We start from the raw sequence: 26102 nt of genomic DNA on the forward strand, positions 1-26102 counted from the left end.
GGTTCGGGATCGGCCTCACCGAGTTCGTGATCGCCGGGCTGCTCCGCTCCACGTGGGAGCGGCCCTCGTCCTGGCGGGCCTGGTCACGATGGGCCTCACGGCGAGGGACGCGAGACGAACGGGAGCTCATGAAAGGCGACGCACGGGGGCCGGGTGGCGGGCGGACTGGTGACCAGCACCTGCCTCTTCTTTGTCACTGATCGGCAGTACGGTTTCCCTCATGCGCCCCGACACGCCAGCCGAGAACGCTGACCACACCGCCGAAGCGGCCCGCCTGGAGCGGACCGCGGGCCTGTACCCCGAGGACGCCGAGGCCCTGCTGCTCCAGGCCGCGGCCCACCTGGAGCTGGCCGGCGACCGCCCGGCCGCGACCACGCTCTACGACCGCCTGCTGTCCTCCACGGACGGCCTGGACAAGCCCTCCCTGGTACGGGCCCTGAAGGCCTCGAACCTGTGGGAGTACGGCCACGAGGCCGAGGCCCGCGCCATCATCGACGGCGTCCGCGCGGCGGCCCCGAGGGACCCGGCGCCCTGGGTGATCGTGGCGGAGGCGCTGGAGTCGCACGACGAGCTGGAGGCGGCGCAGGAGACGTTCACGCAGGGGGCGACCCTCCTGCTCTCGGACGTGCCCGAGCCGCCGTACGCCACCCACCCGCTCCTCTTCGGCCGCCATCGCGTACGGCGCATGCTGGGCGCGGAGCACGACGACTGGGACATCCTGGCCGACACCCTCCACACGGCCCCGGTCCCCCTGGACGAACTCCACGACCCCAAACGGGTCTGGTCCCTGGGCTCCGACAACCCCCAGGAACTGGCAGCGGAGATCTCCCGCCTGCAGGCCGAACTCGGCGCCTACCGCGAGGCGTTGTCCCGCCCGTTCCCGGTGGCGGTGCTCCACTGGCCGGCGCCGGAACTGGCCGAACTGGTGGAGGCGTACCCGTCCCTGTCGGCCGAGTACCCCTCCCACGAGGAACACCTCGCGACGATAGAAGCGTCCCTCCGGGAACTGGCGGCCTCCGGCACCCCCAACCTGGGCATCGTCACGGGCACGGTCCCGTCGTACGAGGCCTTCGCGGCCTCGGAGGCGACTTCCCCGGCGAACATGGACCTCCTCCCCCAGTACGCGACGACACTGGCGGCACGAGGACGCGCCGAGGAATGGCCGCCGCAGCGGGGAGCGGAGTGCTGGTGCGGGTCGGGACGGGCGTATGAGGGATGCCACGGGTCATAGCCACCACACCGGAACGGGCACCCCACTCACCACGCGGCCACCGCCCCACTCGGCGAAGGCCGCTGAGCCGTCCCGGCGTGCCCCGAGCCGCCGACGCGCCCCTGACTCCGGCCACCGGCTGAACCGAGGTACTCCCCCACCAACCTGGCTCCGCCTCCCCGGGCCGCCCGCTCGCCTCTCCCTCGTGCCGGAGCGGCCCGGATCAGGGGTCGGCCACAGGCTGATCACCGAAGGCGACGCGCAGCGCCGTTGACGCGGGCCACGGAGACACGACACGGCGAAAGAGGGGGCGGCCGACGGTCGCCACAGCGGGCGACGGCGCCGGAAGGACGCCGGCACAATGCCCATGTGCCAGACGCAGTCCCCTCCTCCGCAGCCGTTTCCGCCCGGATGAGCCGTCAAGGTAGACGTGACACGGCTCCCGAGATCGCGGTCCGACGACTCCTGCATGCCTCAGGGCTGCGTTACAGGGTCAACGTGCCGGTACCCGACGCACGTCGCCGTACGATCGACATCGTTTTCGGCAAGATCAAGCTTGCAGTCTTCATGGACGGCTGCTTCTGGCACGGCTGCCCCGAGCACGCGACCCAGCCGAAGGCGAATGCGGAATGGTGGCGAGCAAAGCTGGACAAGAACATGGCCCGTGACCGCGAGACGACCGACAAGTTGCGCGCCGCCGGCTGGACGGTGCTGAGGTTCTGGGAGCACGAATCCCCCGAGGAGGTGGCCCGCCAGATCACCGACGCGGTGACGGAACGGCGATCACCGCACCAAGAGCGCTGATGCGGGACGCAACACCCGACCCCGATCGCCCGAGCAGCCCGCACCTTGCCGGCCGAAGCGTATCTTCCGTACAAAATTCGCAACCTGATCGAAGTCGCGTATGATCGTTGCTCACGATCCCTGTATCTACACCGATCCCGCCCAATAGTGTGTAGACGTCATAGGCAATGGCGTGCCAGCTCTCGCCCGGGCCCTGTGCCGTTCACGGATCCATCCACGGAGTCGGCAAGCCCTGCGCGTCGGCCGGCCCGGCGAGCGGGAACGGGGAACGGGCGAATCTCATGTCCGACGCATTCGACGGTATGTACGAAACGTTCAAGGCGCTCTTGGAGGGGTTCCCCCCGTCGGAAGCGGTCAAGCGCCTGGAACAGCTCGGCGTCAGTCCTGACATCGTCGAACGCATTCGTGAACGGCACGAGCAGCAGACCATACGCATCAAGGAGATGGACGAACCGCACGCGGTGGTCCTGGACAACCGCGACACCTGGTACACGGGACCGCAACCCAAGGACAAATGCTGGCCGGCAGTCGTCGACCTGCTACGTATGGACGGCTGGCCCCAGGACCCCGCGATCAGCAGCCTCGACGACTCCTCCACTCGCGTCGTGTCGCTGCTGAACCATCCAAAAGAGAAGGCATTCTCCACCCGAGGCCTGGTCGTCGGCCATGTCCAGTCCGGCAAGACGACCAACTTCACCTCGGTCATCGCCAAGGCCGCCGACCGCGGATACAAGCTGTTCATCGTGCTCGCGGGCATTCACAACGGCCTGCGACGCCAGACTCAGGCACGCCTGGTGCAGCAGCTCATTGAGCCGAACCCCTCCATGTGGTCCCAACTGACCGGCCTGGAAAAGGACTTCACCCCGCAGGAAAACCCGGCCTCGTACTTCGGGAAGAGCAACAAGACGCGTGTGCTGTGTGTGGTGAAGAAGAACGCGACAGTGCTGCGCAAACTCGCCCGGTGGCTGGAGAAGGCGTCCGACTACCTGGAGGACTGTCCCACTCTGATCATCGACGACGAGGCCGACCAGGCCACCGTGGCAACGAAGTCGATCAACCCGCTGATCCTCGACATCATGGGCTCGCTGCCGAAGTGCGCCTATGTCGGTTACACAGCCTCGCCGTTCGCGAACCTGCTGATAGATCCGAGCGCCAAGGACCTCTATCCCGAGCACTTCGTGGTCAACCTTCCCAAGCCGCAGGGACACTTCGGCACCGAGGTTCTCTTCGGGCGCTACGCGCTCGACGGCGAAGATCCCGAGCAGGTGGACGACGGCTACGACATGATCAGGTCGGTGCCGGACGAGGACGTACCGCTCGTACGCCCCGCAACACGAGCCGACGTGGAGGGGTTCGAACCCGTCATCACCGACACCCTTCGTCAAGCCATCGAGTATTTCTGGCTGGTCACGGCGGCAAGGCGCGTCCGCGGCACGGGCAACCCGCACAGCACGATGCTGATACACACGAGTGTCAACACGGCCGTGCACAACAGCTTCGGAAGGCCCCTGAGGCACCTGCGCGACAAGGCGATACAGTCCCTGGCCGATCCCCAGTTCCTCTCCCGCCTGCACAACTTGTGGGAGCAGGAAACCGCGCGGGTCCCGGCCCAGGACTTCGGTGAGACGAAGGTGCCGTTCGATGAGCTGCTGTCCGAGCTGCGGGGAGTTCTGCACAGCTGCCGCGTCATCATGGACAACTCCAGCAGCGAGGACCGTCTCGACTACGAGAACGGTCCGGTCGTGGCAATCGCCGTGGGCGGCAACACCCTTTCGCGAGGTCTGACCCTCGAAGGGTTGTCGGTCAGCTACTTCGTCCGAGCTGTCTCTGCCTACGACACGCTCTTGCAGATGGGGCGCTGGTTCGGTTTCCGAGGAGGCTACGCCGACCTGCCTCGTATCTGGATGACCGACGAGTTGGCCGAGTGGTTCCGTCATCTCGCCACGGTCGAGACCGAGATGCGTCGGGACGTCGACATCTACATGACCGAGGACGAGACGCCGCTCACCTTCGCAGTGCGCCTGCGCACCCATCCGGCACTCCGAGTGACCGCGGCCGCAAAGATGCGCGGTGCTGTCAAAGCAGCGGCTTCCTACGGTGGCAAGCGGATCCAGACTCGCTACTTCCACACCAACGCCGGCTGGCTGCGCGACAACATGGACGCGGCGCGCACTCTGGTGAACGCGTCCGTCGCGAGCACGGCAAGGGTGGAGGAACGACCCGCAGACGGCCGGTACGTCTTCCGAGACGTACCGCATGACGTGGTCATCACCTTCCTCGAAACGTACAGGTTCCATGAGAAGTCTCCGGAGAACGACGCCGCACTGATCGTCGGATACATTCGAAAGCGCGTTGCAGCGGCAAGGTCCCTGAAGCGATGGAACATTGCGATCGTCGGTAATCCCCGCGGCAGCGGGAAGGACTTCGCATTTGCTTCCAACGTGGCCGTGGGACTCAATGCGCGTGCCCGTCTCGCGGTGACCAATCCCGACCCGGACTTCGCGGACATCAAGACCCTGATGAGCCGCCGCGACGCCGCGGTGGATCTGGACGGTGACACGGCGAAGCTGAATGAACAAGGCATCAAGGATCTGCGTCGCGACAAGCTTCCCGACACAGGCCTCCTCGTCCTGTATCCCATCGACAAGGTGTCCGAGCCGAGCCCGGCGAAGAAGCTGCGTGCACCGCTGAACGCCGATGATCACGTGATCGGCGTCGGTCTCGTCTTCCCAGAACCATGGGATGTCGACAGCACGGTCGACTACGTCTCCGCCGACCTGTCCAACGTACGAATCGAGGACGAGGACTACAGCCTCCTCGACAGCGAGGACGTATGAGCAAGGAAGCGCTTCGTAAGCTCGTCGAGGAGCGATGGACCGCGCTCGCTGCCGAGGAGGTCTCAGGCGAACGACGGCTGAGAATTTCGGAGTTGTCCGCCTCTGGCGGAGGCGAACCGTTGGCCTTGGCCGCCGACCACGAAGGACACCGCCATCTGCTGGTGCCGATTGATCCTCATCGCAAGGTCCGTCGCGGCACGGACGGGCCCGTGCTGCGTCTGTACAAGCGGGCTCTGGAGGACGACGAGACCTACCAGACGTACGCCGATCTCGCCTGCCTTCACTCCGATTTCGCTGATCTGTTCGCGGAGCTGTGCGTGGACGTGTTGTCCGCGGCGGCAGCCCTCCCTCACAACCCTGTCAAGGCGTTGTACCAAGTTCTCGATCGGTGGAAGGCTCTTTTCCGAATACAAGGAGCCCCACTGGGGCCTGAACAACTTGCCGGTCTCTTCGGCGAGTTGTCGGTGCTCCACCGGCTGCTCGGACTGGATTCCAGTGCACACCGCCTATGGCGGGGTCCTGAGGGTTACCGCCATGACTTCACGGCCGGCACCATCGCCGTCGAAGTCAAAGCGGCCACCGTCGACGAAGGGCGGAGACCGCGGATCCACGGACTCGACCAGCTGGAGGCGCCCGAGGGCGGAACTCTCTGCCTGGCCTGGTTCCGCCTGCAACGGGCGACAGGGAACAATGCCGGTACCTCCGTCGTGGATTTGGTCAAGCAGGCTTCTCGACTTTGCGACGACGAAGCTGCGCTGCTCGATCTCCTCGCAGCCGTCGGCTATCGCTCGCAGGACTCCGAGTTCTACAGGGACGCGCGCTTCACGGTCGGTGAGGAGCGGTGGTATCGCGTCGGCCCGAGTTTCCCCCGACTCACGGGCCAGGCACTCACCGAGGCCGGCGTTGCCGTCTCGGTTCTGGACGTCGAGTACACCATCGACCTCTCCGGTGAGACGCCCGCTCCTCTGCCGTCCGGCCAGGTGCCGCAATTGATCGAGCGCATGATCCGGGAGTCTGCATGACCGAGCCACGGTGGTTCTCCCAGCCCTATCCGCCGGAGGGTGCGAGCGCGGCCGAAGGTATTCGAAACCAACTCGGGCGTCCGGAACTCGACCTGCTCACCATCCTGGTACGCGAATCCGCTCAGAACAGCTGGGACGCCCGCCTCTCGGGGGCCTCCTCCCCGGTGGACTACCGCATCGACATGTGGACGGTCGGTCCGGCCCACACAGGCGCATGGCGAGAGCTTCTGCTCGGCGGCGCACCTGCGGGCGCGGAGAACTTCCCTTTGCGTGACACCCTGCGGAACGGCCCGGTCCGGGTCCTGGCCGTGACCGATCGCGGCACCCGAGGGCTCGGGGGCCCCACGCGTGCCGACGACGCGGTAGGGCCGGAGCGAGACTTCGTTTCCTTCATCCGCAACATAGGCGAGCCTCGGGACACCGAACTCGGCGGAGGCACCTACGGCTTCGGCAAGGGCATCTTCTATCTGCTGTCCAAGGCCGGAACCGTCCTTGTCCACTCCCGCTGCCGTACCTCGGTGGGAGGGCACGAGACGCGACTCATCGGTTGCACCCTGTGGAAGAGCTACGTTGCCGATGAAACAGGAGTAGATCGCCGCTACACCGGCCGGCACTGGTGGGGTGACACATCGGGCGAGGTCGTCGAGCCCCTGGTCGGACGTGAGGCGGAGACCGCCGCTCAGCGTCTGGGGCTCAGGCCCTTCGGCCCGAACGAAACCGGCACAACCGTAGTCGTCATTGATCCGGACCTCGATGAACTCCCGCCGTCCGAGGCGGCCCACTACCTGGCGGAGACCATCGCCTGGCATCTCTGGCCGAAGATGATTTCGGACGACGGCGAACAACCCGCCATGCGATTCCGCGTGGTCTGTGACGGTGTCGAGCACCCCGTGCCCAATCCTCGGGAGACCCGTCCTCTCAACATGTTCGTCGCGGCCTACGAGTCGATGAACAGCCCGGATGGCAACGACCTGCACTGCCTGAGACCCAAGCGCCTTCTCGGGCGTCTCGGGCTCGTGAAGCGAATCATGCCATCGTTGGATCCGACACACGCCTCGCGCATGCTCGACATCGAGGACATCGTGCATCACGTGTGTCTGATGCGACCGGCAGAACTTGTCGTCACATACCATCCCGGACCGAAGCCCCCCAGTGTGAACCAGGGCTACGCCGGCGTGTTCCGGGCCGACGAATCGATGGACGAGGTCTACGCGAAGGCCGAGCCGCCCACGCACGACGCGTGGAACCCTCAATCCCTCGTGAGGCCTGAGAGCACCTTCGTCCTGACAACGTTCCGCCGCATCCACGACGCGCTGGACGATCTGCTCTCTCTCGGGGGTGGTGCCCGCCCCGGAGCCCGCAACATCGCTCTGGGAGCGGCCAGTTCGCTCTTCTCCGGGTTGGTCGGCGGCGCGTGGGGAATCGGTGGAGCCACGGACTATGCCAAGCCCGGCAGCACTGCCACGCGCGCGAACAGGGGCGACGCCGAGGGTGTCGCAACACGCTCGGTGCGTGGTCGTCCGCTTCCGACGCCCGTATCGTCCGCCTCGGAACAATCAACCGTAGGCGGATCGGCCGGCTGGAATGGCATCGGTTCCGGCGTCGAGTCGCTCCCCGACGCGTCCGGAGCGGGTGCACCACGTCGACGTCCTCGGGTGCAGTACATCGGCGAGCCCTATTACGACGATCGTGGCAACGACTCCGTGCTCGTCCAGGACTTCCGACTGCCCGTGCCAGGTCCGCAGCGGGTCCACATCGATCTGGCAGTCACTCTTCCCGGTACCGGTGGACGGGAGACCGATCCACCCATCGGGGCAAGCATGCCCGTACTGATCGGATGGGAGGACGACGCCGGTCGCCTGCATGGGTCCGAGCCGTGGGTGATCGAGGGCGGTGAAGCCGTCTGGAGAGCCCTGGTCAGGCCGGCCCCGGACACCATGACCGAGATCGGTATCAAGGTGGAGGCGGTGAAGGCATCGTGACGCGGCGTGTACTGCCCTACCGGATACCCTCCGAGGACGTCGTCACCACCGAGTCCTGGTTGCTGGTGACCCCGGACGGCAATGTCGACCTGCCCGAAGCCCTGCCGGACTGGGACTACCAGATGGACCTGCATCTCCGTAGAACCGTCCGTGTCGACCTGGACCGAGCAAGAACGCAAAGCGGTCTGCCGCCCGACACGGCCCTCGTACTCGCAGCAGTGTGGACCGCCACAGGATCCAACCTGAGCGGACCGGCTGAGCACGTCCGTCTGACCGCGAGCGGCACGTGCGCCGTGGAACTCGAGGTTCGCCTGCGGGGCGCTGATCTGGGTGGTCTGCTCATGCTCGACACGGCCCTCGTCCTGGCCGAGCGCAGGAGCGACGCACGCCCATCGTCTCCACGCCGAGCAGGCTCTGTGCTGTGGAGCGACCGGGAGCTTCTGCGCCTCCAAGGCGACGCACCACAGTTCCCGATGGCTGTGATCGATTTCGCGCTGACCTCGTTTCCCGATCACGCGGCCTGGCACCTGCAGATCAGCGGCAGCCTGGAGAGTGCGACGATGGGGTCCCTCCTCCTTCTTGTCAACGAGAAGAACACGGTCACCGCCACCGCGTTCGAGAACGCGGGCAAACCGCGGCCCGTCGACCGGATCGTGCTCTCCGCGGTGTACGCGGACGCCGCTCGGCTCATGGTCGAACACGCCTTGAGCAACGACGACTTCGACGAGGACTCCGACTACCCCGAGGGCTCGCTGGGTGCAACCATGCTGAGCCTGTTCACCCAGCTCTTTCCAGGACAGCCGATCGCCGACGTCCGCCTCCGGCAACGACAGTCACCAGCCTTGTTCGGCTCGGATCTGCAGGCGGCGGTCAAGATCTTCGAGGTGTCCTGATGAGCTTCCTCTACCCCCGGTTGTTGGCCGAACAGGCAAGACCACTCTTCGAGGAGTACGGGGGACTCTACGTCGCAGATTTGACGAGTCGTGTGGCCACGTCCCACGCCTCCGCGGTGTACGTGGCCACCGGAGGTGATCGCATCTCCTCGGCCCAACTCCAAGAACTGCGCGCGGGAGTCGTCGACCTCGCCAAACAGGCCGGCTTCCCTGACGACTCCGATCGCGTTCGCAATGCCGACTTCGATCTTCGGCTCGCAGCTCTGTTGCACGCCGAGACGGGCATGGTGCCCGCCGAGGCCGCCTCACGGGACGTCTGGGCCTTCCTCGCACTGGTCCTGCTGCCCGATGTCGCCTACTGGCGGTACCCCAAGCCGCCCAAGGACCGCGTCCTCGCAACGGACCTCACCCGGCACGTCTTCGGCCGGTTGTGGTGGCGAGCCCAACTGATCCATTCCTCCGACGCCCCGGAACCGTACGGTGCCCTCACGATCTTGGGCGAAGCCGCGTTCGATCAGATCTATGCCCGCCGGGCAGCGTTGGGCGGAAGCCCGCACATGGTCCGTGCCATCCTCCGTGTCTGGAAGGACCTCGATCTCTCCGGCCTGAACGAGCGCGAGACACTGCGTGACTTCCTCAAGAGACTGTTGCGACTCGCCCCCTTCGTGCTGTTCGACGGCATCGAGGAACACGCCCTGGATCAAGAATTGCGCGCGGTGGCCGAGGAGTCCGTCGACGCACAGCGATCGACGTCCAAATCGACGTCACTCGCGGGGCAGAAGTCGACGTCCAAGCCGCTTCCCGTGGACACGCCCGAATCGCCTCGATTCCGATCGGTGGAGATCTGCGCCGGGGCCGGGGCACAGGCGCTCGGACTGGAGAAGGCGGGTTTCGACCCGGTTCTCCTCATCGACAGCAAGGCCGATGCCTGCTTCACCATCGACCTGAACCGACCCGAGTGGGACGTGATCTGCATGGATGTAGCTCAGTTCCGTCCCAGTGAGCGCCCGGAAATTCTTGGCGTCGACCTGGTCAGCGGTGGGCTGCCCCGCGTGAAGTCACCTGCAAGCGCGGGGCGCACGGAGGACAGGGAGGAACGCGGCGTACTCAGAGCCGCGATTGCGTTGGTGCGCGCCGTCGGCCCGAGAGCCGTGCTCCTGGAGAACGTACCGGATCTGGTCGAGAGCCCGGACTTCGCGTCCGACCGCGCGTGGATAGAGACCGAGCTCAGGGATTCCGGTTACAACTGGAGCTGGCGCGTCCTGAACGCCGCGAACTACGGCGTGCCGCAGAACCGCAGCAGTGGCTTCCTTGTCGCCCTGCAAGAGCCCTACTTCTCTCGATTCTCCTGGCCCGAGCCACACGTGTTGCCGCCTCCGACGGTCGGCAAGGTGCTTGGCCCCTCCATGTCGGCGCTCGGGTGGCCCGGCGTCGAGCGTTGGATCAAGGGCGCGGACCGGATCGCTCCTGCGCTAGTCGGCGGCTCCGACCGTCGCGGAGGTGCTGATCTAGGTCCCACAGGCACCAAGAATGCGTGGGCCACGCTCGGTGTCAACGGCAACAGCCTCGGTGACGCTCCCCCTGGGCCAGACTTCCCCGCGGACGGGCAACCCAAGCTGACGGTGGAGCAGGCTGCTCTGGTCCAGGCGATCCCTCAAGAATGGAGCTTCTTCGGTGGCAAGACGTCCAGGTACCGTCAGATCGGTCACGCCATGCCCCCGCCCCTGGCCACTGCTGTCGGTCGAGCCGTCGCGGCCGCTCTGCGCGGCTAAGATCTCTTCATGAGCACGCCCCGCCCCCTCACCCCCGAGCCCATCACGGTCCTTGATCTTTTTTCTGGATGCGGTGGCTTCACCCAGGGGTTCCACGAGTTTCGCCCGAAGGGGGCGGAGGACGGCGGCCCTGTCTTCCGCAGCGTCGCGGCCGTCGAGCACGATCGCGCCGCCGCAGCCACGTACGCGGTTAATTTCGGAGGCAAATCGGAGAACGGGCTTCCACCGGCACGTGTCCACCTCGAAGACATCGAGGACTGGAAGCCCACGGAAGAAGCCCTCCACGCGGACGTGGTGGTCGGGGGACCTCCCTGCCAGGGTTTTTCGGCTCTCAACCGACACAAAAAGGGCGCTGAACGCAATCGCCTCTGGGAAGAGTACGTTCGCATCGTCGGGAAGATCCGACCCAAAGTATTCGTCATCGAAAACGTTGATCGCTTCCTCAAGTCGGACGAGTTCATCAACCTTCTGAGCGAAGTGAAAGAGGGTGGTGGACTTTCCGAGTACCGGTTGATCGATCCTCCTGGCCACCGACCCGGCGAAGCAGACGAGGAAAAGCACAGGCGCTACCTCCTCAACGCGGCCAACTACGGCGCAGTTCAGGCGCGTCGGCGAGCGATCGTCATCGGCGTCCGCAAGGACATCGACACCGATCGCACGATGGCGTACCCGGATACAACGCATCGCCGGCGCCCCAAAGCCGGCGCCGCATTCCCACTCGAACCGCTCGACGGATTCACCGGCCCGGACGTGGGGTCGCCGTACTGGCGAGCCGTCGACGCCATATTCGACGAATCCGCACAGCTCCAACTTCGAGGAACTGAACTCCCCGACACCAAAGAATACGTCCCGGACGTGGATGCCCTGATTCCCGGTATTTTCACGACCGCCGATCTCCACTTCGGCAGGAACCCCGAGTCACTCTCGATCGCCCGATACAAGGCAATCCCCAAGGGTGGCAACCGCAAGGATCTGAGCGGTAAGTGGTACACGGTGGACAAGGACGGCGAGATTCGAATCTTCGAGACCTCACAGCCTTCCGGAGTGAAGACACCCGTCAGGTACCTCTCGACGGAGAGCTGGGACAACCACAACACGGGCACCGGCGACGTCATGGGTCGACTCCGGCTGGGCGAGCCGTCTGTCACGATCCGAACCGAGTTCTTCAAACCGGAGAAGGGTCGATACCTCCACCCCACGGCGGCTCGTCCGATCACGCATTACGAGGCTGCGCGTATCCAGGGCTTCCCGATCGACTTCCGCTGGTGCGGCTCGAAGACCGACATCGCCCGACAGATCGGCAACGCGGTCCCCATCCCCCTCGGGACTGCCATTGCCTCCGCGATCCATGCCTACTTGCGCGACTGACCCGGCTCCCGTTCGACGCTCGGGGGACCCCGTAGTCTTCCCGAAGTGATTGAGACCATCGTCCTCGACGTCGGCGAGACCATCACCCGCGACGACCGCTACTGGCACTCGTGGGCGGACTGGCTCGGCATCCCCCGCCATACCCTCTCCGCCCTGGTGGGTGCTGTGGTCGCTCTGGGGCGCGACAATGCCGACGCCGTACGCCTCGCTCGGCCGGGAATCGACCTCGCCGCCGAATACCATGCCCGCGAGGCAGCCGGTCGGGGGGAATTCCTCGACGAGACGGATCTGTACGAAGACGTCCGTCCGGCTCTGTCCGGACTGCGCAAACTCGGCATCCGGGTCATCGTCGCCGGAAACCAGACATCGCGTGCAGGCGAGCTGTTGAGAGGGCTCGACCTCCCGGTCGATCTCGTCGTCACATCCGGCGACTGGGGCGTGGCCAAGCCGCACGCGGAATTCTTCGAGCGTGTTCTTGAGGTGGCACAGGCCGCGCCTCGGGAGACGGTGTACGTCGGCGACCACCCTGCCAACGACGTCTTCCCGGCTAAGGCCGCCGGCCTACGTACCGCGCACATCCGACGCGGACCGTGGGGTCATCTGTGGGCGAACGACCTGGAGTTGGAGGCGGCGACCGACTGGCGGATCGACAGCCTCACTCAGCTCACCACGATCGTCGCGACCTGACAGCAGCCGGCAGGACCGACGGCCCTCAGGTCGAGCAGACCTAGCCCCGCACGAACACTCCACGTACCGACTCGGGTACGTTTCGGAGTGGACGCCTGGAACGGGAGTCGGTATGCCTGCAGAAGCACACGGTGGAGTCGGAAAGCGGATCGCCTACTACCGCAGCGTCATGCGCCCGAAGCTGACGCAGCGGCAATTCGCCGACGCCGCCAATGTCGCACTCGGCACGGTCCGGAAGATCGAACGAGGTGAGCGCGGCGTCACCGATGCGACGCTCGATGTGTTCGCCGCCGTGCTCGGCGTCGACCCGAGCCGCCTCTGTGCAGACCGCGGCCCCGCGCACACCCGAGTGAGGGAGGCGATGCCCGCGCTCTCCGCGGCGATCGCCCTGTACGACGTCCCTTGTGATGGTCCGACACGCCCCCTCGACCAGCTACGAGCTGCCGTCTCCGAGGTCGCACGTCGGCGGCTTGCCGCTCAATACACACGGATCGTCCACCAGCTTCCCGACCTGCTGCTTGAGCTGGCGCGCGCCTATCACGGAGCCTCTGCGGAAAACAAGCGTGAACTGGCCGCGCTCCTGGCCACGGCCTACCGCGCAGCGGACGCGGTCGCCTTCAAGTTCGGGGCCCTCGACCTCTCCGCCCGCTTGGTGGAACTGATGCGTTGGGCCGCACGTGATGCGGACGATCCGCTGCTCGACGCGTCCGTCGCCTACGTACGGACAGAGACATTCTTCGCGGCGTGCGCCCACGACGCCGGACTACGCGCCCTTGAGCATGCCATCGACTCGGCACCCGTCCCCGATACGGAATCCGCCGTAGCGGCGAGAGGAACCCTGCACATGAGAGCTGCCGTCATCGCCGGCCGCGCGCGGAATGCGGCGGTTTCCGAGACGCATCTCGACGAAGCTCGAAGGCTCGCGGACCAAGTGCCCGAAGCCGTCTATCACGGCACGGCGTTCGGGCCCGACTCGGTACGTATCCACGAGGTGTCCGTCGCCGTGAGCTTGGGCAACGACCACGTGGGCCGTGCTCTCACTGCGGCACGCGGTTGGACGCCACCGTCCGATCTACCGGCAGAACGGCGCTCCGGGTTCCATATCGAACTGGCCAGGGCCCAGCTGTGGTCCGGACTCGCGGGCCATGCCTTCGAATCCCTTGAAGTCGCCCGTCACATCGCCCCGCAGCACACGCGGGAGCACCCGTGGGTCCGTGAAGACGCAGCCACGTTGAGGCGGTTGAAGCGTTCCGACTCGGAAGCACTGACGAACTTCGCGGAGTGGTGCGCCGCCACCTGACAGACAGCGCTCGGGGTACCCCTGACCGGGGTACTTGTGCCTCTTGCGCAGCCTCACCATCTCTCTCACGCGTTGGGACCAGTAGATGGGAACGGGGATGTCTGAAGCAATCCCGCTCGCGTTCGTCCTCATCGAGGATTGCGTGAGCATCGCTCGGCAGCACGACATGACCTCCGAACACCGATTCCAGGCGGTCGCATGAACGCCGTGTCACGGGCCCAACTGCTATGGGTGCCCCCCGAGGGCACCATCTGGCACGTCGAGGCAGGGACCCACTTCGACGCCGTACGCGTCGGCCGAATCATGGCTGTCGCGGCGCTCGCCCTGCTCGAAGGCAAGTCAGGGGCCGTGATCTGCGACCCGTGGAGCCGTATCCACTACTTCCTGGCCGAGCCGTCCTCGACGTCCGGTTGGAACGTGCCCGGGACAACCCCCTGCGGGCTCTCGACCTATGTGGTCGTTCCGCCGCTCAACACCCCTGAATCGGCACTGCATTGGGCTGTACGGCCCTCCCAGGATCGTCCGTTCACTCCGGTGTACCGGCTACGCGAAGCCCTCTCGGCGGCTGTGGACGCGCAGCACGGCAACCGAGCGGAGGACTCCTGATGAGTGCCGAGGCGGCCGCCGCAACCGTCGATGCTTTCGACGTCCTTGCCGATCACTGTCTCGCCTGCCACGGCTGCCGAGCCACGCCCGACCGGAAGTGCGGCGAAGCGCAGCAGCTGTACCGGGTCTGGAAAACGCTGTGGAAGGAGCACCACCACGGTGATCTGCGGGAAGTGTGACCGGGAGATTCAGGTCGGTGAAGAGTACGACCTGCACGACAAGGTGTCGGCGTCGGGCGGCGGCATCACGATCCACCTGCACAAGCAATGCCCGTCGAAGACCCTCGGCGTATGCGTCGGGGCACCGTCCGGATCTCACCAAGAAGGCTCCGGCCGGCGGGCACCGACCCGAATTCCATGTGCTGATGACGGCGAGATTGCGCTGCCGAACCCCTGCGCGGGGGCTGAGGCCAAGGTGGACAGCGGTGGGAGCCCTTCCAAAGTCCTGGCAGCTGAGAGTGGCTGAGCGCGCCTTCGCCACTGCCGGCCCATGAGGCCGCTTCTGGTCCCGTTGTCGGCAACGCACCGAAGGCCGCCCGGCGTGGCCGACGATGGCGGTTGCGGGGCTGGGCGGCCCGGGGGTGGGGACGGTGGGACGGGGTGTGCGGTGGTCGGCCGGGGGACGGATGTCGGGCCGTGGACTGCCGGTGCACGTGCGGGGTCCTCAGGCGTGCTGCCCCCACTGCCCCCGGTGGATGACCTCCCCCGCGCTTCGTCGGCGTTCCGCGACTCGCGCGCCCTGCGGGGGTGCGTCGTCGGCGCGGTGGCCGACCGTGATCCCGCCGATGGGGGCGTACTCGTCCGGCACCCCGAACTCCTCGCGGAACGGCTGGAGATGCTCCGGCATGATGCCGAAGAAGCAGGCGCCGAGGCCCTCGTCGACGGCGGTCAGGAGCATCAGCAGGGCCGCCATGCCGGTGTCGATGTGCCAGTACGGGGCCGGCCAGCGGGCCTCGGCGCGGTCCTCCCAGCCCTTGTCCGGTTCGGCGTAGCGCTCCAGGTAGGCGGCCTTGTGGGCGAGGGGGACGACGACCAGTGGAGCGTCCTGCATGGTCGGGGTCTTCTCGACCCGGGTGGGGACGAACGGCCAGAAGCGGGCACGGTCGGCGGGGTCGGTCAGGGCGAGGAACGCCCAGCCCTGGGAGAAGCCGGCCGAGGGCGCCCGGAGCGCCGAGGCGAGGACGCGCTCGATCACCTCGGGGGCGAGGGGCTTGTCGGAGTAGTGCCGGATCATGCGGCGTCGACGTACGACCTCGGAGAATTCCATGTCGGCCGATCTTGCCACTGGCTCCTGTGCCCGCAACGGCAGTTGCGTCGTTTTTCGTTGCTCCGCAGCCTCTCCGCCGAGCCGTCTGCCTGCCCGGCGCAACATCCATCGTGGGACTTGCGCGTGTTCAGTACGGCTGCCTGGACTTCCGCGTGAGGGCACATTCGTCCTGCCGTTTGCTACGGCGTCTCGTTCAGGCGTTGCAGGAGGTCCAGGAGGGTTGCTCGGTCCCGTTCGGGGAGGGGGGCGAAGTGCTCCGCCAGGACCTCGTACGCCACCTTGTGGCCCGCCTCCAGGGTGCGTTCGCCCGCCGGGGTCAGGTGGTGTTCGATGCGGCGGCCGTGGCCGGGGCGGCGTTCGATCAGGCCCTGGGCGGTGAGGCGGCCCGCCAGGGTGCCGAAGGCCTGTTCCGTCTGGAAGGTGGCCGCGGCCAGGTCGCGCGCCGACGCCCCCGGGGTGCGGCCGATCGCGCGCAGGGCGTCCCACTGGGCGAGGGTCGTGCCGATCGCCGTCAACGCACTGTCCAGGGCGCGATGTTGGCGGTACTGGGTCTGCTTGACCGCGCGGCCGAGGAGTTGCAGGTCGGCGGTGGCGTCAGGGTGCATGGGGTCAGCTTAGCCTGAAACTAAGCTAGCTTATATAAGCATGTTTAGTTAGAGTGGCCGGCATGCCTACAGATCACACCTCGCAGGTGTACGCCGACCTGCCCCTCACCCTGTCCGAGGCCGGTTCCGGGACCGGCCGCCGACCCGTACTCGTGCTGCACGGCGGTGGCGGGGCCGCCACCGTCGCGGGAATCGCCCGGCATCTGGCCCCCGCCGCCCACACGTTGGTGCCGGTCCATCCCGGTTGGGACGGCACGCCACGGCCCGAGTGGCTCACCGGTGTCGACGACCTCGCCCTCGCGTATCTGCATCTGCTCCAGGACCGGGGGCTGGAGGACGTCCTCGTCGTCGGGTCCTCGCTCGGGGGGTGGATCGCCGCCGAGATGGCCGTACGGGACGGTGGGCGGCGGATCAGCGGGCTGGTGCTCGTCGACGCCGTCGGTGTGCGGGTGGCGGGCGAGCCGATCGCGGACTACTTCGCGCTGGAGCCCCGTGCGGCGTTCGAGTTGTCGTGGCACGAGCCGGATCGGTACTACGTCGATCCCGCCACGCTGCCCGCCGATCAACTCGCCGTGCGGCAGGCCAACATGGCGACCATGCGGGTTCTCGCCGGGGAGCCGTACATGCACGATCCGAAGTTGCTGCGGCGGCTGGGGCGGGTGCGGGTGCCCGCGCTGTTGATCTGGGGGGAGAGCGATCGGATCGTGACTCCCGCGTACGGGGCCGGCTACGCCGGGGCGTTCGCGGACGGACGGCTGGAGGTGGTGCCCAAGGCCGGGCATCTTCCGCAGATCGAGCAGCCGGAGGTCACGTTCGGGCTCATCGACGAGCACCTGCGGTGGACCGGTGGGGGCGGCGGTGTCGGTTGACGGCCGTGGCGCCGGTGGGGGCGGGCCGGCGTGAGGGCCACCCCTGCCTCCGGGGCGGTGCGAGGGGGGATTAGCCTCGGAGCGGATCCGTCGTATCGGTAGGAGGCAGGCATGGCCAGGATTCCCAGTGCGGCGGTGGCCGCGGGTGGGCTTGTCGGTGGGTACGGCGTTGCTCGCTGGACCAGGAAGCGGGAGCTGGGTGGCTTCGTGCTGGCCGTGGCCGGGGCCACGGCGGCTTCACAGTGGCGGGAGCGGGCCGGTGGGGTGGCTGCGGGGGCGTTGAGCGCGGGGTATGTGGCCGCGTTCGGGGCGTCGCATCCTCTGGCCAAGAAGGTGGGGGCGTGGCCTGCGGTGTTCGGGGTGGCCGGGGCGATGGCGCTGGCCGCTTGGGCGGTGGCTGACCGGCACGCGTGAGGTTTTTTGGGGGGGCCGCCGCTCGCTGCGGTGTGCGGACGGGGCGCCGGGTGAGATACCGCCCGCTGCCGTGCACAGGCCGGGTGCCCGACCCGGCGCCCGGCGAGATGCCGCCCGCTGCCATGCACAGGCAAGCTGCCCGTCCCGGCGCGGGTGAGGTGCCCCCCCCACCACCACCGCAGTGCACAGGCAAGGTGCTGAGCCCGGCGCCGACGTTGGTGCCGCCCGCGCCCACCCGTGCCGCCCCAGGCGGCCTGAAGGCCCGCAGACCCGCAGACCCGCAGACCCGCAGACCCGCAGACCCGCAGACCCGCAGGCCCGCAGGCCCGCAGGCCCGCAGGCCCGCCCACAGGATCGCAGGCCCGCAAGCCCGCAGGCTGTGCAAGCAAGCTCCCGCCGCCGCCCCCCTACGCCGTAGCCGGCCTGGAGCCCGGCTCGCTGCGCCCCTTCCCCCGGAGGGAACTCGCGGCCGCCGTCAGCGGCCTGGCGATGTCCTCCAGGGAGCGGCGTTCGGCCTTCACGGCGAGGAACGCCGCCACCAGGCCCGCCGCGCACATCAGGGACGCGCCGATCTCGAAGGCCAGGACCGTGTCGCCCACCTTGCCCGTGCCGGTCAGGTCCGCGAAGAGCAGGGGGCCGCTGATGCCGCCGGCCGCCGTGCCGAGGGCGTAGAAGAAGGCGATGGACATCGCCCGGGTCTCCATGGGGAAGACCTCGGAGACCGTCAGGTAGGCGCTGGACGCGCCGGCCGACGCGAAGAACAGGACCGCGCACCAGCAGGCCGTCATCGTCGTGGCGGTCAGCGATCCCCGGTCGAACAGCCAGGCCGTGCCGAACAGCAGCAGGCCCGAGAGCAGATACGTACCGGAGATCATCACCCGTCGCCCGACCGTGTCGAACAGCTTGCCCAGCAGCAGCGGGCCGCAGAAGTTGCCGACCGCGATGACCGCGAAGTAGTAGCCGGTGTTGCCGCTCGGCACGTCGAAGAAGGTGGTCAGGATCGCGCCGAAGCCGAAGGTGATCGCGTTGTAGAGGAACGCCTGGCCGATGAAGAGCGAGAAGCCGAGGACCGAGCGCCTGCGGTAGTCGGCGAACAGCGTGCGGGCGATCTCCAGGAAGCTGACGCTGCGCCGCTGGTGGATGGTGATCTCGCCCTCGGGCCGTGTCAGCGGCTCGTCCGCGTCCGCCGCCACCCGTTCCTCGATCGAGGTGACGATCTCCTCGGCCTCCCGGTCCCTGCCGTGGATCAGCAGCCAGCGCGGGCTCTCCGGGACGTGCCGCCGCACCAGGAGGATGACCGCCGCGAGGACGGCGCCCAGGGCGAACGTCAGCCGCCAGCCCACGTCCTTCGGGAAGACGCCGGTGTTCAGCGCCACGATCGACAGCAGCGAACCGCCGACCGCGCCCAGCCAGAAGCTGCCGTTGATGATCAGGTCGACGCGGCCGCGGTACTTGGCGGGGATCAGCTCGTCGATCGCGGAGTTGATCGCCGCGTACTCACCGCCGATGCCGAAGCCGGTCAGGAAGCGGAAGGTGAAGAACCACCAGGGCGAGAAGGAGATCGCGGTGAGCGCGGTGGCGGCCAGATAGACCGCCAGCGTGATCATGAACAGCCTCTTGCGGCCCCATTTGTCGGTCAGCCGGCCCCAGAACAGCGCGCCCACGCAGGCGCCGGCCACATACAGCGCGGCCGCGATCCCGGTGATCTGGCCCGAGCTGATCGGCAGACCGCTGCCGGCCTCCGAGAGGCGGCCGGCGATGTTGCCGACGACCGTGACCTCCAGGCCGTCGAGGATCCACACGGTGCCGAGACCGATGACGATCGTCCAGTGCCAGCCCGACCACGGCAGGCGGTCCAGACGGGCGGGAATGTTCGTGGTGATGGTACGGCCGCCGGCGGCCTCGGCTGTTGTCATGGGCTCCCTCCTCGGCGAGTGGAACCCGGGTCGGGTGCCCGCGGAAGGCGGGATTACGCCCCCAGTGCCCGCGACACCGTGTAGATGAGCAGGCCCGCCAGCGAACCGACCACCGTGCCGTTGATCCGGATGAACTGCAGATCGCGGCCGATGTGCGCCTCGATCTTCTTCGTCGTGTGCTCCGCGTCCCAGCCCGCCACGGTGTCCGTGATGAGGGAGGTGATCTCCGTGCGGTAGGTGGTGACGACGTACACCGCGGCGCCCTCCACCCAGTGGTCCACCTTCTCCTGGAGCCTGGGATCGACGGCCATCCGCGCCCCCAGCGACAGCAGCGAGGCCCGCACGCGCAGCCGCAGCTCACTGCGCTCGTCCTCGGCCGCCGAGACGATCATCGAGCGTACGGAGGTCCACGCGGAGGCGATCAGGTCCTGGACCTCGCCACGGCCCAGCACCTCGCCCTTCAGCCGCTCCACCCGCGTCCGCGTGTCCGTGTCGGACTGGAGGTCGGAGGCGAAGTCCCCGAGGAAGCGGTCCAGGGCGCCCCGGGCCGGGTGGGAGGGCATGTCGCGCATCTCGGTGACGAAGCGCAGCAGCTCTCGGTAGACCCGCTCGCCGACCTTCTTGTCGACGAAACGCGGGGTCCAGCCGGGGGCGCCGCCCTGAACGGCGTTCATGATCTCGGTGTCGTGCCAGACCAGCCAGTCGTGGGCCCGCGTGACGACCAGGTCGACGACCCGCCGGTGGCCGCCGTCGGCGACGATCTTCTCCAGCATCTTCCCGATGCCGGGCGCGATCTCCTGGGCGTCGGCGCGCCGGGTGATCGCCTCGCCGACCACCGCCTGGACGTCCGAGTCGCGCAGCACGGTCAGCGCGCCCCGCAGGGCGGCCGACAGCTCGGCCGTGACCCGGTCCGCGTGCTCGGGTTCCGCGAGCCAGGCGCCGAGCCGGCTGCCGATGCCGACGGCACGCAGCCGGCGACGTACGACGTCCTCGGAGAGGAAGTTCTCGCCGACGAACTCGCCCAGGGAGACGCCCAGCTGGTCCTTCTTGGTCGGGATGATCGCCGTGTGCGGGATGGGCAGGCCGAGGGGACGGCGGAAGAGCGCGGTGACGGCGAACCAGTCGGCGAGCGCGCCGACCATGCCTGCCTCGGCGGCCGCGGCGACATAGCCCGCCCAGGCGCCGGCGCCGGAGTTCTCCGCCCACTTGGCGAGGACGTACACCAGCGCCACGAACAGCAGCAGCCCGATCGCGGTGAGCTTCATCCGGCGCACCCCGCGCTGCTTCTCCTGGTCGGCGGCGCTGAAGGTCGTCATCGCGCGTGCGGCCGCGGCGGGGACCTTCTGCTGGCCCGCCGCGGCCGGGCGGGCACCCTCGCCGAGGGCACGCTCACCCGCTTCTTCACGATCCGTACGTTCCATTCGCTCCACCCGTTCGTGATCCCCTGCACACATTGTCCCTTCCTGACCGACTCCCGGAACGGAACGAGAGTTCCCGGCGTCTGTCCGGGCGGGGAGGTGCGACCTCAACTCCGGTGGCCCACAGGGGGTCCGGTGCGCCTCGCCCTCACCCCATGACGCATCATGGGGTGATCACACCGGAGCCTCGGGCTCCCACTCGTCCGAGGAGACCCGCACCGCATGACCAGGCGTCACGGTTATGCCCTGCTGTCCGCGATCGTCGCCGTGATCGTGGGCCTTTCGGCCGCCATCTACCTCGGTGCCGCGGCCGACGGCACAAGCAACGGCAGCACCCTCGCCGGGGGCCGCTCCCCGCGCAACTCCGCCGCCCCCGCCTCCACCGGCATCTGGGTCGGCGCCTGGTCGGCGTCCCCGGCGGGGGCCGAGCCCGGCACCGAGACCGGCGGCATGGCGGGACGCTCGGTGCGCAACGTCGTGCACGCGAGCGTGGGAGGTACGAGTGCCCGCGTCACGCTGTCCAATCTCTACGGCCAGTCGCCGCTGACCGTCACCCACGCCTCGATCGCGCTGGCCGCCACCTCCGGCACCGCGGCGGCGAACGCCGGCACCATGCGGCGGCTGACGTTCGGCGGCAGCACCGCGGTCGTCATACCGCCCGGCCGGCAGATGCTGAGCGACGCGGTCCGCATCGCCCTCCCGCAGGGCAGCGACGTGCTGGTCACCACCTACTCCCCCAGCTCGTCGGGCCCGGTCACCTACCACCCGCACGCCCGCCAGATCTCCTACCTCGCGGCCGGCGACCGGACCGAGGACGTGACCGGCGGCGGGTACACCGAGCAGACGCCGTTCTGGCGCTACCTCACCGCGCTGGACGTGCTGAGCAACGAGTCGGACGGCACCGTGGTCGCCTTCGGCGACTCCCTCACCGACGGCATAACCTCCGGCCTCGGCGCCAACCACCGCTGGCCGGACTTCCTTTCGCGGCGGCTGCGCTCCGCGATCGGCTCCGGCCAGGACCTGCCGCGCTACAGCGTCGTCAACCAGGGCATCAGCGGCAACCAGGTCCTCGCCGACGGGCTGGGCCGCCCCGCCGACAACCCCAGCGGCCTGCTGCGCTTCTCCCGCGACGCGCTCTCCCGGACGAACGTCAAGGTGGTCGTCGTGGACCTCGGCGTCAACGACATCCTGCGCAACCCGCGGCTCGCCGACCCCGGCAAGATCGTCGGCGGTCTGCGCACCCTGGTCCGCGAGGCCCACGCCCGCGGCGTCAAGGTCGTCGGCGCGACCCTGATGCCCTTCCGGGGGCACCGCGGCTACACCCCGGCCCGCGAGGCGGTACGCCGGCAGATCAACGCGGAGATCCGCTCGGGCCGGGTCTACGACGCCGTGGTCGACTTCGACAAGGCGCTGCGCGACCCGTACGACCCGCGCAGGCTCCGCTCCGACTACGACTCGGGCGACCACCTCCACCCGAGCGACCGGGGCTACGCGAAGATGGCCGACGTCTTCGACCTGGACGACCTCAAGGGCGCGGCGCCGGCCGAACTCTAGGGCGTGCGGGGCGGTCGATCAGTCGCCGAAGTGGCGCCGGTGGCGCTCCTCGCGGCGTTCCCGGTGCCGCTCGCGCCGCTCATCGAGCCGCTCCCGGCGCTCCTCGTGCCGGTCGCGCCGCAGATCCCGGTGGCCCTCCAGCATCCTGCGGTGCGCGTCGTGCCCGTCCTCGCCGTGGTCCTCCTCCAGCTCCCGCGGGGAGGCCTTGCGATCCAGCTTCTGCTGGCGGCGCTCCTCCTTCAGGCGGCGCCGCTCCTCCCTGGTCACCTTGCGCTCCACGCCGACGCCGCCCCAGAAGGCGAAGCCGTTCACGATCACCCGCGGCGCGCCGGGCTCCCCGGGCACGCCGGACTCCCGGTGGTCGAACCCGCCCATGATCCCGATGCCGCGGACGACGACCTCGACGCCGGGCGGCACGATGACGTTCACCCCGCCCATGATCGCGACGCAGGTGATCTCGACCTCGCCGTCGGCGAAGTTCGCCTCGCGCAGGTCGAGCTCGCCGCCGCCCATGAAGGTGAAGCAGGTGAACCGCTTGGGCACGGTCCAGCGACCCCTGCGCTCGAACCCGGACATCACGGCGACCGCCCAGGTCGAGGACCCCTCGCCGCCGACGATCCGCCCGGCCCAACTTCCGCTCGCCACCGGCTCCTTGGTGAGCGAGGTGGGCGGCGGCGCGACCTCGCCGACGGGCAGGTCGCGGGTGATCGGCGCCAGCTCGCCGTACGTCCGGGCCTGGTAGGTGGCCTCCAGCCGCTCCTCGAACTCCGCCATGTCGAGACGGCCCTCCGCCAAGGCGTCCCGCAGGACCTCGGCGACTCGCTCACGGTCGGCGTCGGATGCCCGGATTTCGGGGACTGCGGCGTCATCGGTCATGGACAGCAGCCTACGAGTTCACCCGGCCGGAGGCTACGAGACCGCTCTCTCCGTCCGCCCCGGATCGGCCTTCTCCGCCCGCCCCGGATCCGTGCCCGCGTACATCCTGGCGATCACGTCCTCGATGTCCGGTTCCCGCACCGAGAGGTCCGCCAGCGGATACTCCGCCGCGATCCGGGCGACCAGCGCGGCCGCCGACTGCCCGGCCGGGAAGGCCAGCCACTGCCGCGGCCCCTCCGCCTTCACCACCCGCGCGGGCGCCGCGTCGATCGGCGCCAGCTCCCGCTCCAGGTCCACCACCAGGATCCGCTCGCTCTCCCCCACCTCGTGCAGGCCGGCGAGCGGGCCGTCGTACATCAGCCGTCCGTGGTCGATGACCATCACGCGCGAGCACAGCTGCTCGATGTCCTGGAGATCGTGGGTGGTGAGCAGGACGGTCGTGCCCTGCTCGGCGTTCAACTGCCGCAGGAATCCCCGCACCTTGGCCTTCGAGATCACGTCCAGGCCGATCGTCGGCTCGTCGAGGTAGAGCACCTCCGGGTCGTGCAGCAGCGCCGCCGCGATGTCCCCGCGCATCCGCTGCCCGAGGGAGAGCTGCCTGACCGGGACGTCCAGCAGATCGGCCAGTTCGAGGAGTTCGACGCAGCGGTCGAGGTTCTCCCGGTAACGGGCGTCCGGGATGCGGTACATGCGGTGCATCAGCCGGTAGGAGTCGATCATCGGCAGGTCCCACCACAGCGTCGTACGCTGCCCGAACACCACCCCGATGCGGTGCGCGAGCCGCAACCGCTCGCGCGAGGGGTCGATGCCCGCCACCCGCAGCCGGCCGCCGCTCGGCGTGAGGATGCCGGTGAGCATCTTGATCGTCGTCGACTTGCCGGCGCCGTTCGGCCCGATGTAGCCGACCATCTCACCGCGCGCGACGGTGAAGGACAGGGAGTCGACGGCCCGCACCTCGCGCCGCTCCCGTTTCATGAATCCGGTCCTGCGGCGCACGTCGAAGACCTTCTCGACGCGGTCGAGTTCGATCAGCGCCCGCTCTGTCACGCTCAACTCCCCGTACTCCGATACGACCCCAGGCCGGCCCGCCATGCCAGGCCGGCCGCCGCACAGCACGACAGCGCCACCAGGGGCGGCGCGAAGGCCGCCCACGAGGGCAGCTCCAGCGGGTACGGCCGCCCCAGCACGAAGCAGGCCGGCACCCAGTTCACGAAGGCGAGGGGCAGCAGATACGTCACCCCGCGCACGAAGTCCTTGCCGAACACCGCCGGCGGGTACTGCAGCAGCGTGGTGCCGCCGTAGGTGAAGGCGTTCTGCACCTCGGCCGCGTCCTGCGCGAGGATCTGGAAGGCCGCGCCCGCCACGAACACCGCGCAGAAGATCAGCGCGCCCGCGGCCAGCGTCACCGGCACCAGCAGCACCTTCGCCACGCTCCAGCCGACGTCGACCGACGCCAGCGCCCAGCCCAGCACCAGCGTGCCCTGGACGATCCGGCCCAGGCGGCGCAGCGCGAAGCGGTCCGCGCCGATCTGGGCGAGGACCGGCGCGGGCCGCACCAGCAGGGTGTCGAAGGAGCCGTCGCGGATCCGGGCGCCCAGCACGTCCATCGAGCCGAGCACCAGGTCCGCGATGCCGAACGACGTCACCGAGAGTCCGTACAGGAAGGCGATCTCGGGCAGCGTCCAGCCGCCGAGCGAGTGGACCTGCGAGAACATCAGCAGGATGCCGATGAAGTCCAGGCCCGTCACCAGCAGGTTGCCGCACACCGTGACCAGGAAGGACGTGCGGTAGGTCATGGAGGAGCGCACCCACATCCCGGCGATCAGCCGGTAGGCCCGCACCCCCTCCGTCAGGCGCTTCGCCTCAGCCACCCTGCACCACCACCCGCCGTGTCGCCGCCGACTGCATCAGCCGCCCCGCGGCCAGCAGCACCACCGCCCACACCGCCTGGAAGGCGTACGCCCGCACGGGGTCGGTCTCGCCCATCAGCACATCGGCCGGCATCTGGAGCTGCGCCGCCCACGGCAGCGCGCGGACGATCTCGCCGAGGGCTCCGGGGAAGGCGTTCAGCGGCAGCACCATGCCCGAGAAGAAGACGCCGGTGATCATCAGGACCTGGCTCACGCCCATGCCGTCCAGCAGCCAGAAGACGCTCAGAGCGGCCAGATAGCGGATGCCGAAGCTGACCACCATCGCCAGGACGAGGGTCACCAGGAACGCCGCCCAGGTGGTGACGTCACGCGGCAGGGCCATCGGGAAGAACAGCGCGCCGAACGTGAAAGGGATCACGCCGCGCCCCAGCATCTGGAACACCGAGCGCCCCAGGTCCCCTGCCAGCCACCACAGTTGGAGGTCGGCGGGCCGGTACAGGTCGACCGCGATCTCCCCGGTGCGGATGCGGTCCATCAGGTCCTTCTCGAACCCGCCGCCCTGCAGGGCGAGCGTCGCGTACAGGCACTGGCCGAGCCACACGTAGGTGACCGCCTGCGCCTGGTCGTACCCTCCGAGGTGCGGCTTCTCCTGCCACAGCGCCAGATACGTGTAGACGAGGATGAGTCCGAAGACGGTGTTGGTGAACACCCCCGCGGCCGTGGCCGCCCGATACGTCGCATACCGCCTGAAGCCGCCTGCCGCGACGGCCACGTACAACCGTCCCGAGCCCACGTCGGTCAACCTCCCGGACCTCTCGACACCGAAGCGCAG

General features: G+C 68.4%; 23 protein-coding genes. 15 read left to right on the forward strand and 8 right to left on the reverse strand.

All coding sequences use genetic code 11. The features are described 5' to 3' along the window. Window positions 1–220 precede the first annotated feature (220 nt). From ACIRPX_RS04080 to ACIRPX_RS04135, 12 genes are all read left to right on the forward strand, one after another. Window positions 221–1231 (forward strand): SEC-C domain-containing protein, encoded by a 1011-nt coding sequence (locus ACIRPX_RS04080; protein WP_404187895.1) that lies wholly within the window; start codon window positions 221–223, stop codon window positions 1229–1231. 390 nt (window positions 1232–1621) lie between these two features. Beyond that, on the forward strand, window positions 1622–2014 hold the full coding sequence (locus ACIRPX_RS04085; RefSeq protein ID WP_404188268.1) for a very short patch repair endonuclease: 393 nt from the start codon (window positions 1622–1624) through the stop codon (window positions 2012–2014). A 281-nt stretch (window positions 2015–2295) separates the two neighbouring features. Next, window positions 2296–4851 carry a Z1 domain-containing protein gene (locus ACIRPX_RS04090; RefSeq protein WP_404187898.1) on the forward strand — a complete coding sequence of 852 codons (2556 nt, stop codon included), beginning with the start codon at window positions 2296–2298 and terminating at the stop codon, window positions 4849–4851. Then, window positions 4848–5873: a PD-(D/E)XK motif protein gene (locus ACIRPX_RS04095; RefSeq protein ID WP_404187901.1), complete on the forward strand. Its 1026-nt coding sequence runs from the start codon at window positions 4848–4850 to the stop codon at window positions 5871–5873. Before ACIRPX_RS04090 ends, ACIRPX_RS04095 begins: the two co-directional genes overlap by 4 nt. Beyond that, the gene (locus ACIRPX_RS04100; RefSeq protein ID WP_404187904.1) at window positions 5870–7855 is read left to right on the forward strand and encodes a hypothetical protein; all 1986 of its coding nucleotides are present in this window, start codon (window positions 5870–5872) and stop codon (window positions 7853–7855) included. The genes ACIRPX_RS04095 and ACIRPX_RS04100 overlap by 4 nt, the downstream gene beginning before the upstream one ends. Next, complete coding sequence (locus ACIRPX_RS04105) at window positions 7852–8748, forward strand: hypothetical protein (protein ID WP_404187906.1); 897 nt, start codon at window positions 7852–7854, stop codon at window positions 8746–8748. Before ACIRPX_RS04100 ends, ACIRPX_RS04105 begins: the two co-directional genes overlap by 4 nt. After that, window positions 8748–10520 (forward strand): DUF6339 family protein, encoded by a 1773-nt coding sequence (locus ACIRPX_RS04110; RefSeq protein WP_404187909.1) that lies wholly within the window; start codon window positions 8748–8750, stop codon window positions 10518–10520. Before ACIRPX_RS04105 ends, ACIRPX_RS04110 begins: the two co-directional genes overlap by 1 nt. Window positions 10521–10529: 9 nt before the next feature. Next, the gene (locus ACIRPX_RS04115) at window positions 10530–11888 is read left to right on the forward strand and encodes a DNA cytosine methyltransferase (protein ID WP_404187912.1); all 1359 of its coding nucleotides are present in this window, start codon (window positions 10530–10532) and stop codon (window positions 11886–11888) included. Between the two features lie 45 nt (window positions 11889–11933). Beyond that, window positions 11934–12575: an HAD family hydrolase gene (locus ACIRPX_RS04120; protein WP_404187915.1), complete on the forward strand. Its 642-nt coding sequence runs from the start codon at window positions 11934–11936 to the stop codon at window positions 12573–12575. Between the two features lie 112 nt (window positions 12576–12687). Next, on the forward strand, window positions 12688–13875 hold the full coding sequence (locus ACIRPX_RS04125; protein WP_404187918.1) for a helix-turn-helix domain-containing protein: 1188 nt from the start codon (window positions 12688–12690) through the stop codon (window positions 13873–13875). A 198-nt stretch (window positions 13876–14073) separates the two neighbouring features. Then, the gene (locus tag ACIRPX_RS04130) at window positions 14074–14481 is read left to right on the forward strand and encodes a hypothetical protein (RefSeq protein ID WP_404187921.1); all 408 of its coding nucleotides are present in this window, start codon (window positions 14074–14076) and stop codon (window positions 14479–14481) included. Continuing rightward, on the forward strand, window positions 14481–14660 hold the full coding sequence (locus ACIRPX_RS04135; RefSeq protein ID WP_404187923.1) for a hypothetical protein: 180 nt from the start codon (window positions 14481–14483) through the stop codon (window positions 14658–14660). The genes ACIRPX_RS04130 and ACIRPX_RS04135 overlap by 1 nt, the downstream gene beginning before the upstream one ends. A gap of 484 nt (window positions 14661–15144) precedes the next feature. Here ACIRPX_RS04135 and ACIRPX_RS04140 read toward each other — a convergent pair whose 3' ends face one another. After that, complete coding sequence (locus tag ACIRPX_RS04140; protein WP_404187926.1) at window positions 15145–15747, reverse strand: nitroreductase family protein; 603 nt, start codon at window positions 15745–15747, stop codon at window positions 15145–15147. Between the two features lie 179 nt (window positions 15748–15926). Further along, window positions 15927–16352, reverse strand: coding sequence for a MarR family winged helix-turn-helix transcriptional regulator (locus tag ACIRPX_RS04145; protein WP_404187929.1), 426 nt, complete (start codon window positions 16350–16352; stop codon window positions 15927–15929). 62 nt (window positions 16353–16414) lie between these two features. On the opposite strand from ACIRPX_RS04145, the gene ACIRPX_RS04150 reads away from it, so the two are divergent. Both ACIRPX_RS04150 and ACIRPX_RS04155 read left to right on the forward strand, forming a co-directional pair. After that, complete coding sequence (locus ACIRPX_RS04150) at window positions 16415–17221, forward strand: alpha/beta fold hydrolase (RefSeq protein ID WP_404187932.1); 807 nt, start codon at window positions 16415–16417, stop codon at window positions 17219–17221. A 111-nt stretch (window positions 17222–17332) separates the two neighbouring features. After that, a complete protein-coding gene (locus tag ACIRPX_RS04155; protein WP_404187934.1) occupies window positions 17333–17635 on the forward strand; it encodes a hypothetical protein in 303 nt (100 codons plus the stop codon). A 407-nt stretch (window positions 17636–18042) separates the two neighbouring features. Here the strand turns inward: ACIRPX_RS04155 and ACIRPX_RS04160 are convergent, their stop codons facing one another. Both ACIRPX_RS04160 and ACIRPX_RS04165 read right to left on the reverse strand, forming a co-directional pair. After that, the gene (locus tag ACIRPX_RS04160) at window positions 18043–19551 is read right to left on the reverse strand and encodes an MFS transporter (RefSeq protein WP_404187937.1); all 1509 of its coding nucleotides are present in this window, start codon (window positions 19549–19551) and stop codon (window positions 18043–18045) included. Window positions 19552–19604: 53 nt separating this feature from the next. Then, complete coding sequence (locus ACIRPX_RS04165) at window positions 19605–20972, reverse strand: DUF445 domain-containing protein (RefSeq protein ID WP_404187940.1); 1368 nt, start codon at window positions 20970–20972, stop codon at window positions 19605–19607. A gap of 219 nt (window positions 20973–21191) precedes the next feature. On the opposite strand from ACIRPX_RS04165, the gene ACIRPX_RS04170 reads away from it, so the two are divergent. Further along, the gene (locus ACIRPX_RS04170; protein WP_404187943.1) at window positions 21192–22523 is read left to right on the forward strand and encodes an SGNH/GDSL hydrolase family protein; all 1332 of its coding nucleotides are present in this window, start codon (window positions 21192–21194) and stop codon (window positions 22521–22523) included. Between the two features lie 18 nt (window positions 22524–22541). On the opposite strand, the gene ACIRPX_RS04175 is transcribed toward ACIRPX_RS04170, so the two are convergent. Genes ACIRPX_RS04175 through ACIRPX_RS04190 form a run of 4 tightly spaced genes read right to left on the reverse strand, consistent with a single transcriptional unit; the run spans window position 22542 to window position 26063 of the window. Then, the gene (locus tag ACIRPX_RS04175; protein ID WP_404187946.1) at window positions 22542–23399 is read right to left on the reverse strand and encodes a DUF1707 domain-containing protein; all 858 of its coding nucleotides are present in this window, start codon (window positions 23397–23399) and stop codon (window positions 22542–22544) included. 33 nt (window positions 23400–23432) lie between these two features. After that, window positions 23433–24491, reverse strand: a complete 1059-nt coding sequence (locus ACIRPX_RS04180; protein WP_404187949.1) for an ATP-binding cassette domain-containing protein — start codon at window positions 24489–24491, stop codon at window positions 23433–23435. Further along, on the reverse strand, window positions 24449–25270 hold the full coding sequence (locus tag ACIRPX_RS04185; protein ID WP_404187952.1) for an ABC transporter permease: 822 nt from the start codon (window positions 25268–25270) through the stop codon (window positions 24449–24451). Before ACIRPX_RS04185 ends, ACIRPX_RS04180 begins: the two co-directional genes overlap by 43 nt. Beyond that, window positions 25263–26063 carry an ABC transporter permease gene (locus tag ACIRPX_RS04190; protein ID WP_404188270.1) on the reverse strand — a complete coding sequence of 267 codons (801 nt, stop codon included), beginning with the start codon at window positions 26061–26063 and terminating at the stop codon, window positions 25263–25265. The genes ACIRPX_RS04185 and ACIRPX_RS04190 overlap by 8 nt, the downstream gene beginning before the upstream one ends. Window positions 26064–26102 lie beyond the last annotated feature (39 nt).

Source organism: Streptomyces sp. NPDC101225 (assembly GCF_044767585.1).
Taxonomy (GTDB): domain Bacteria; phylum Actinomycetota; class Actinomycetes; order Streptomycetales; family Streptomycetaceae; genus Streptomyces.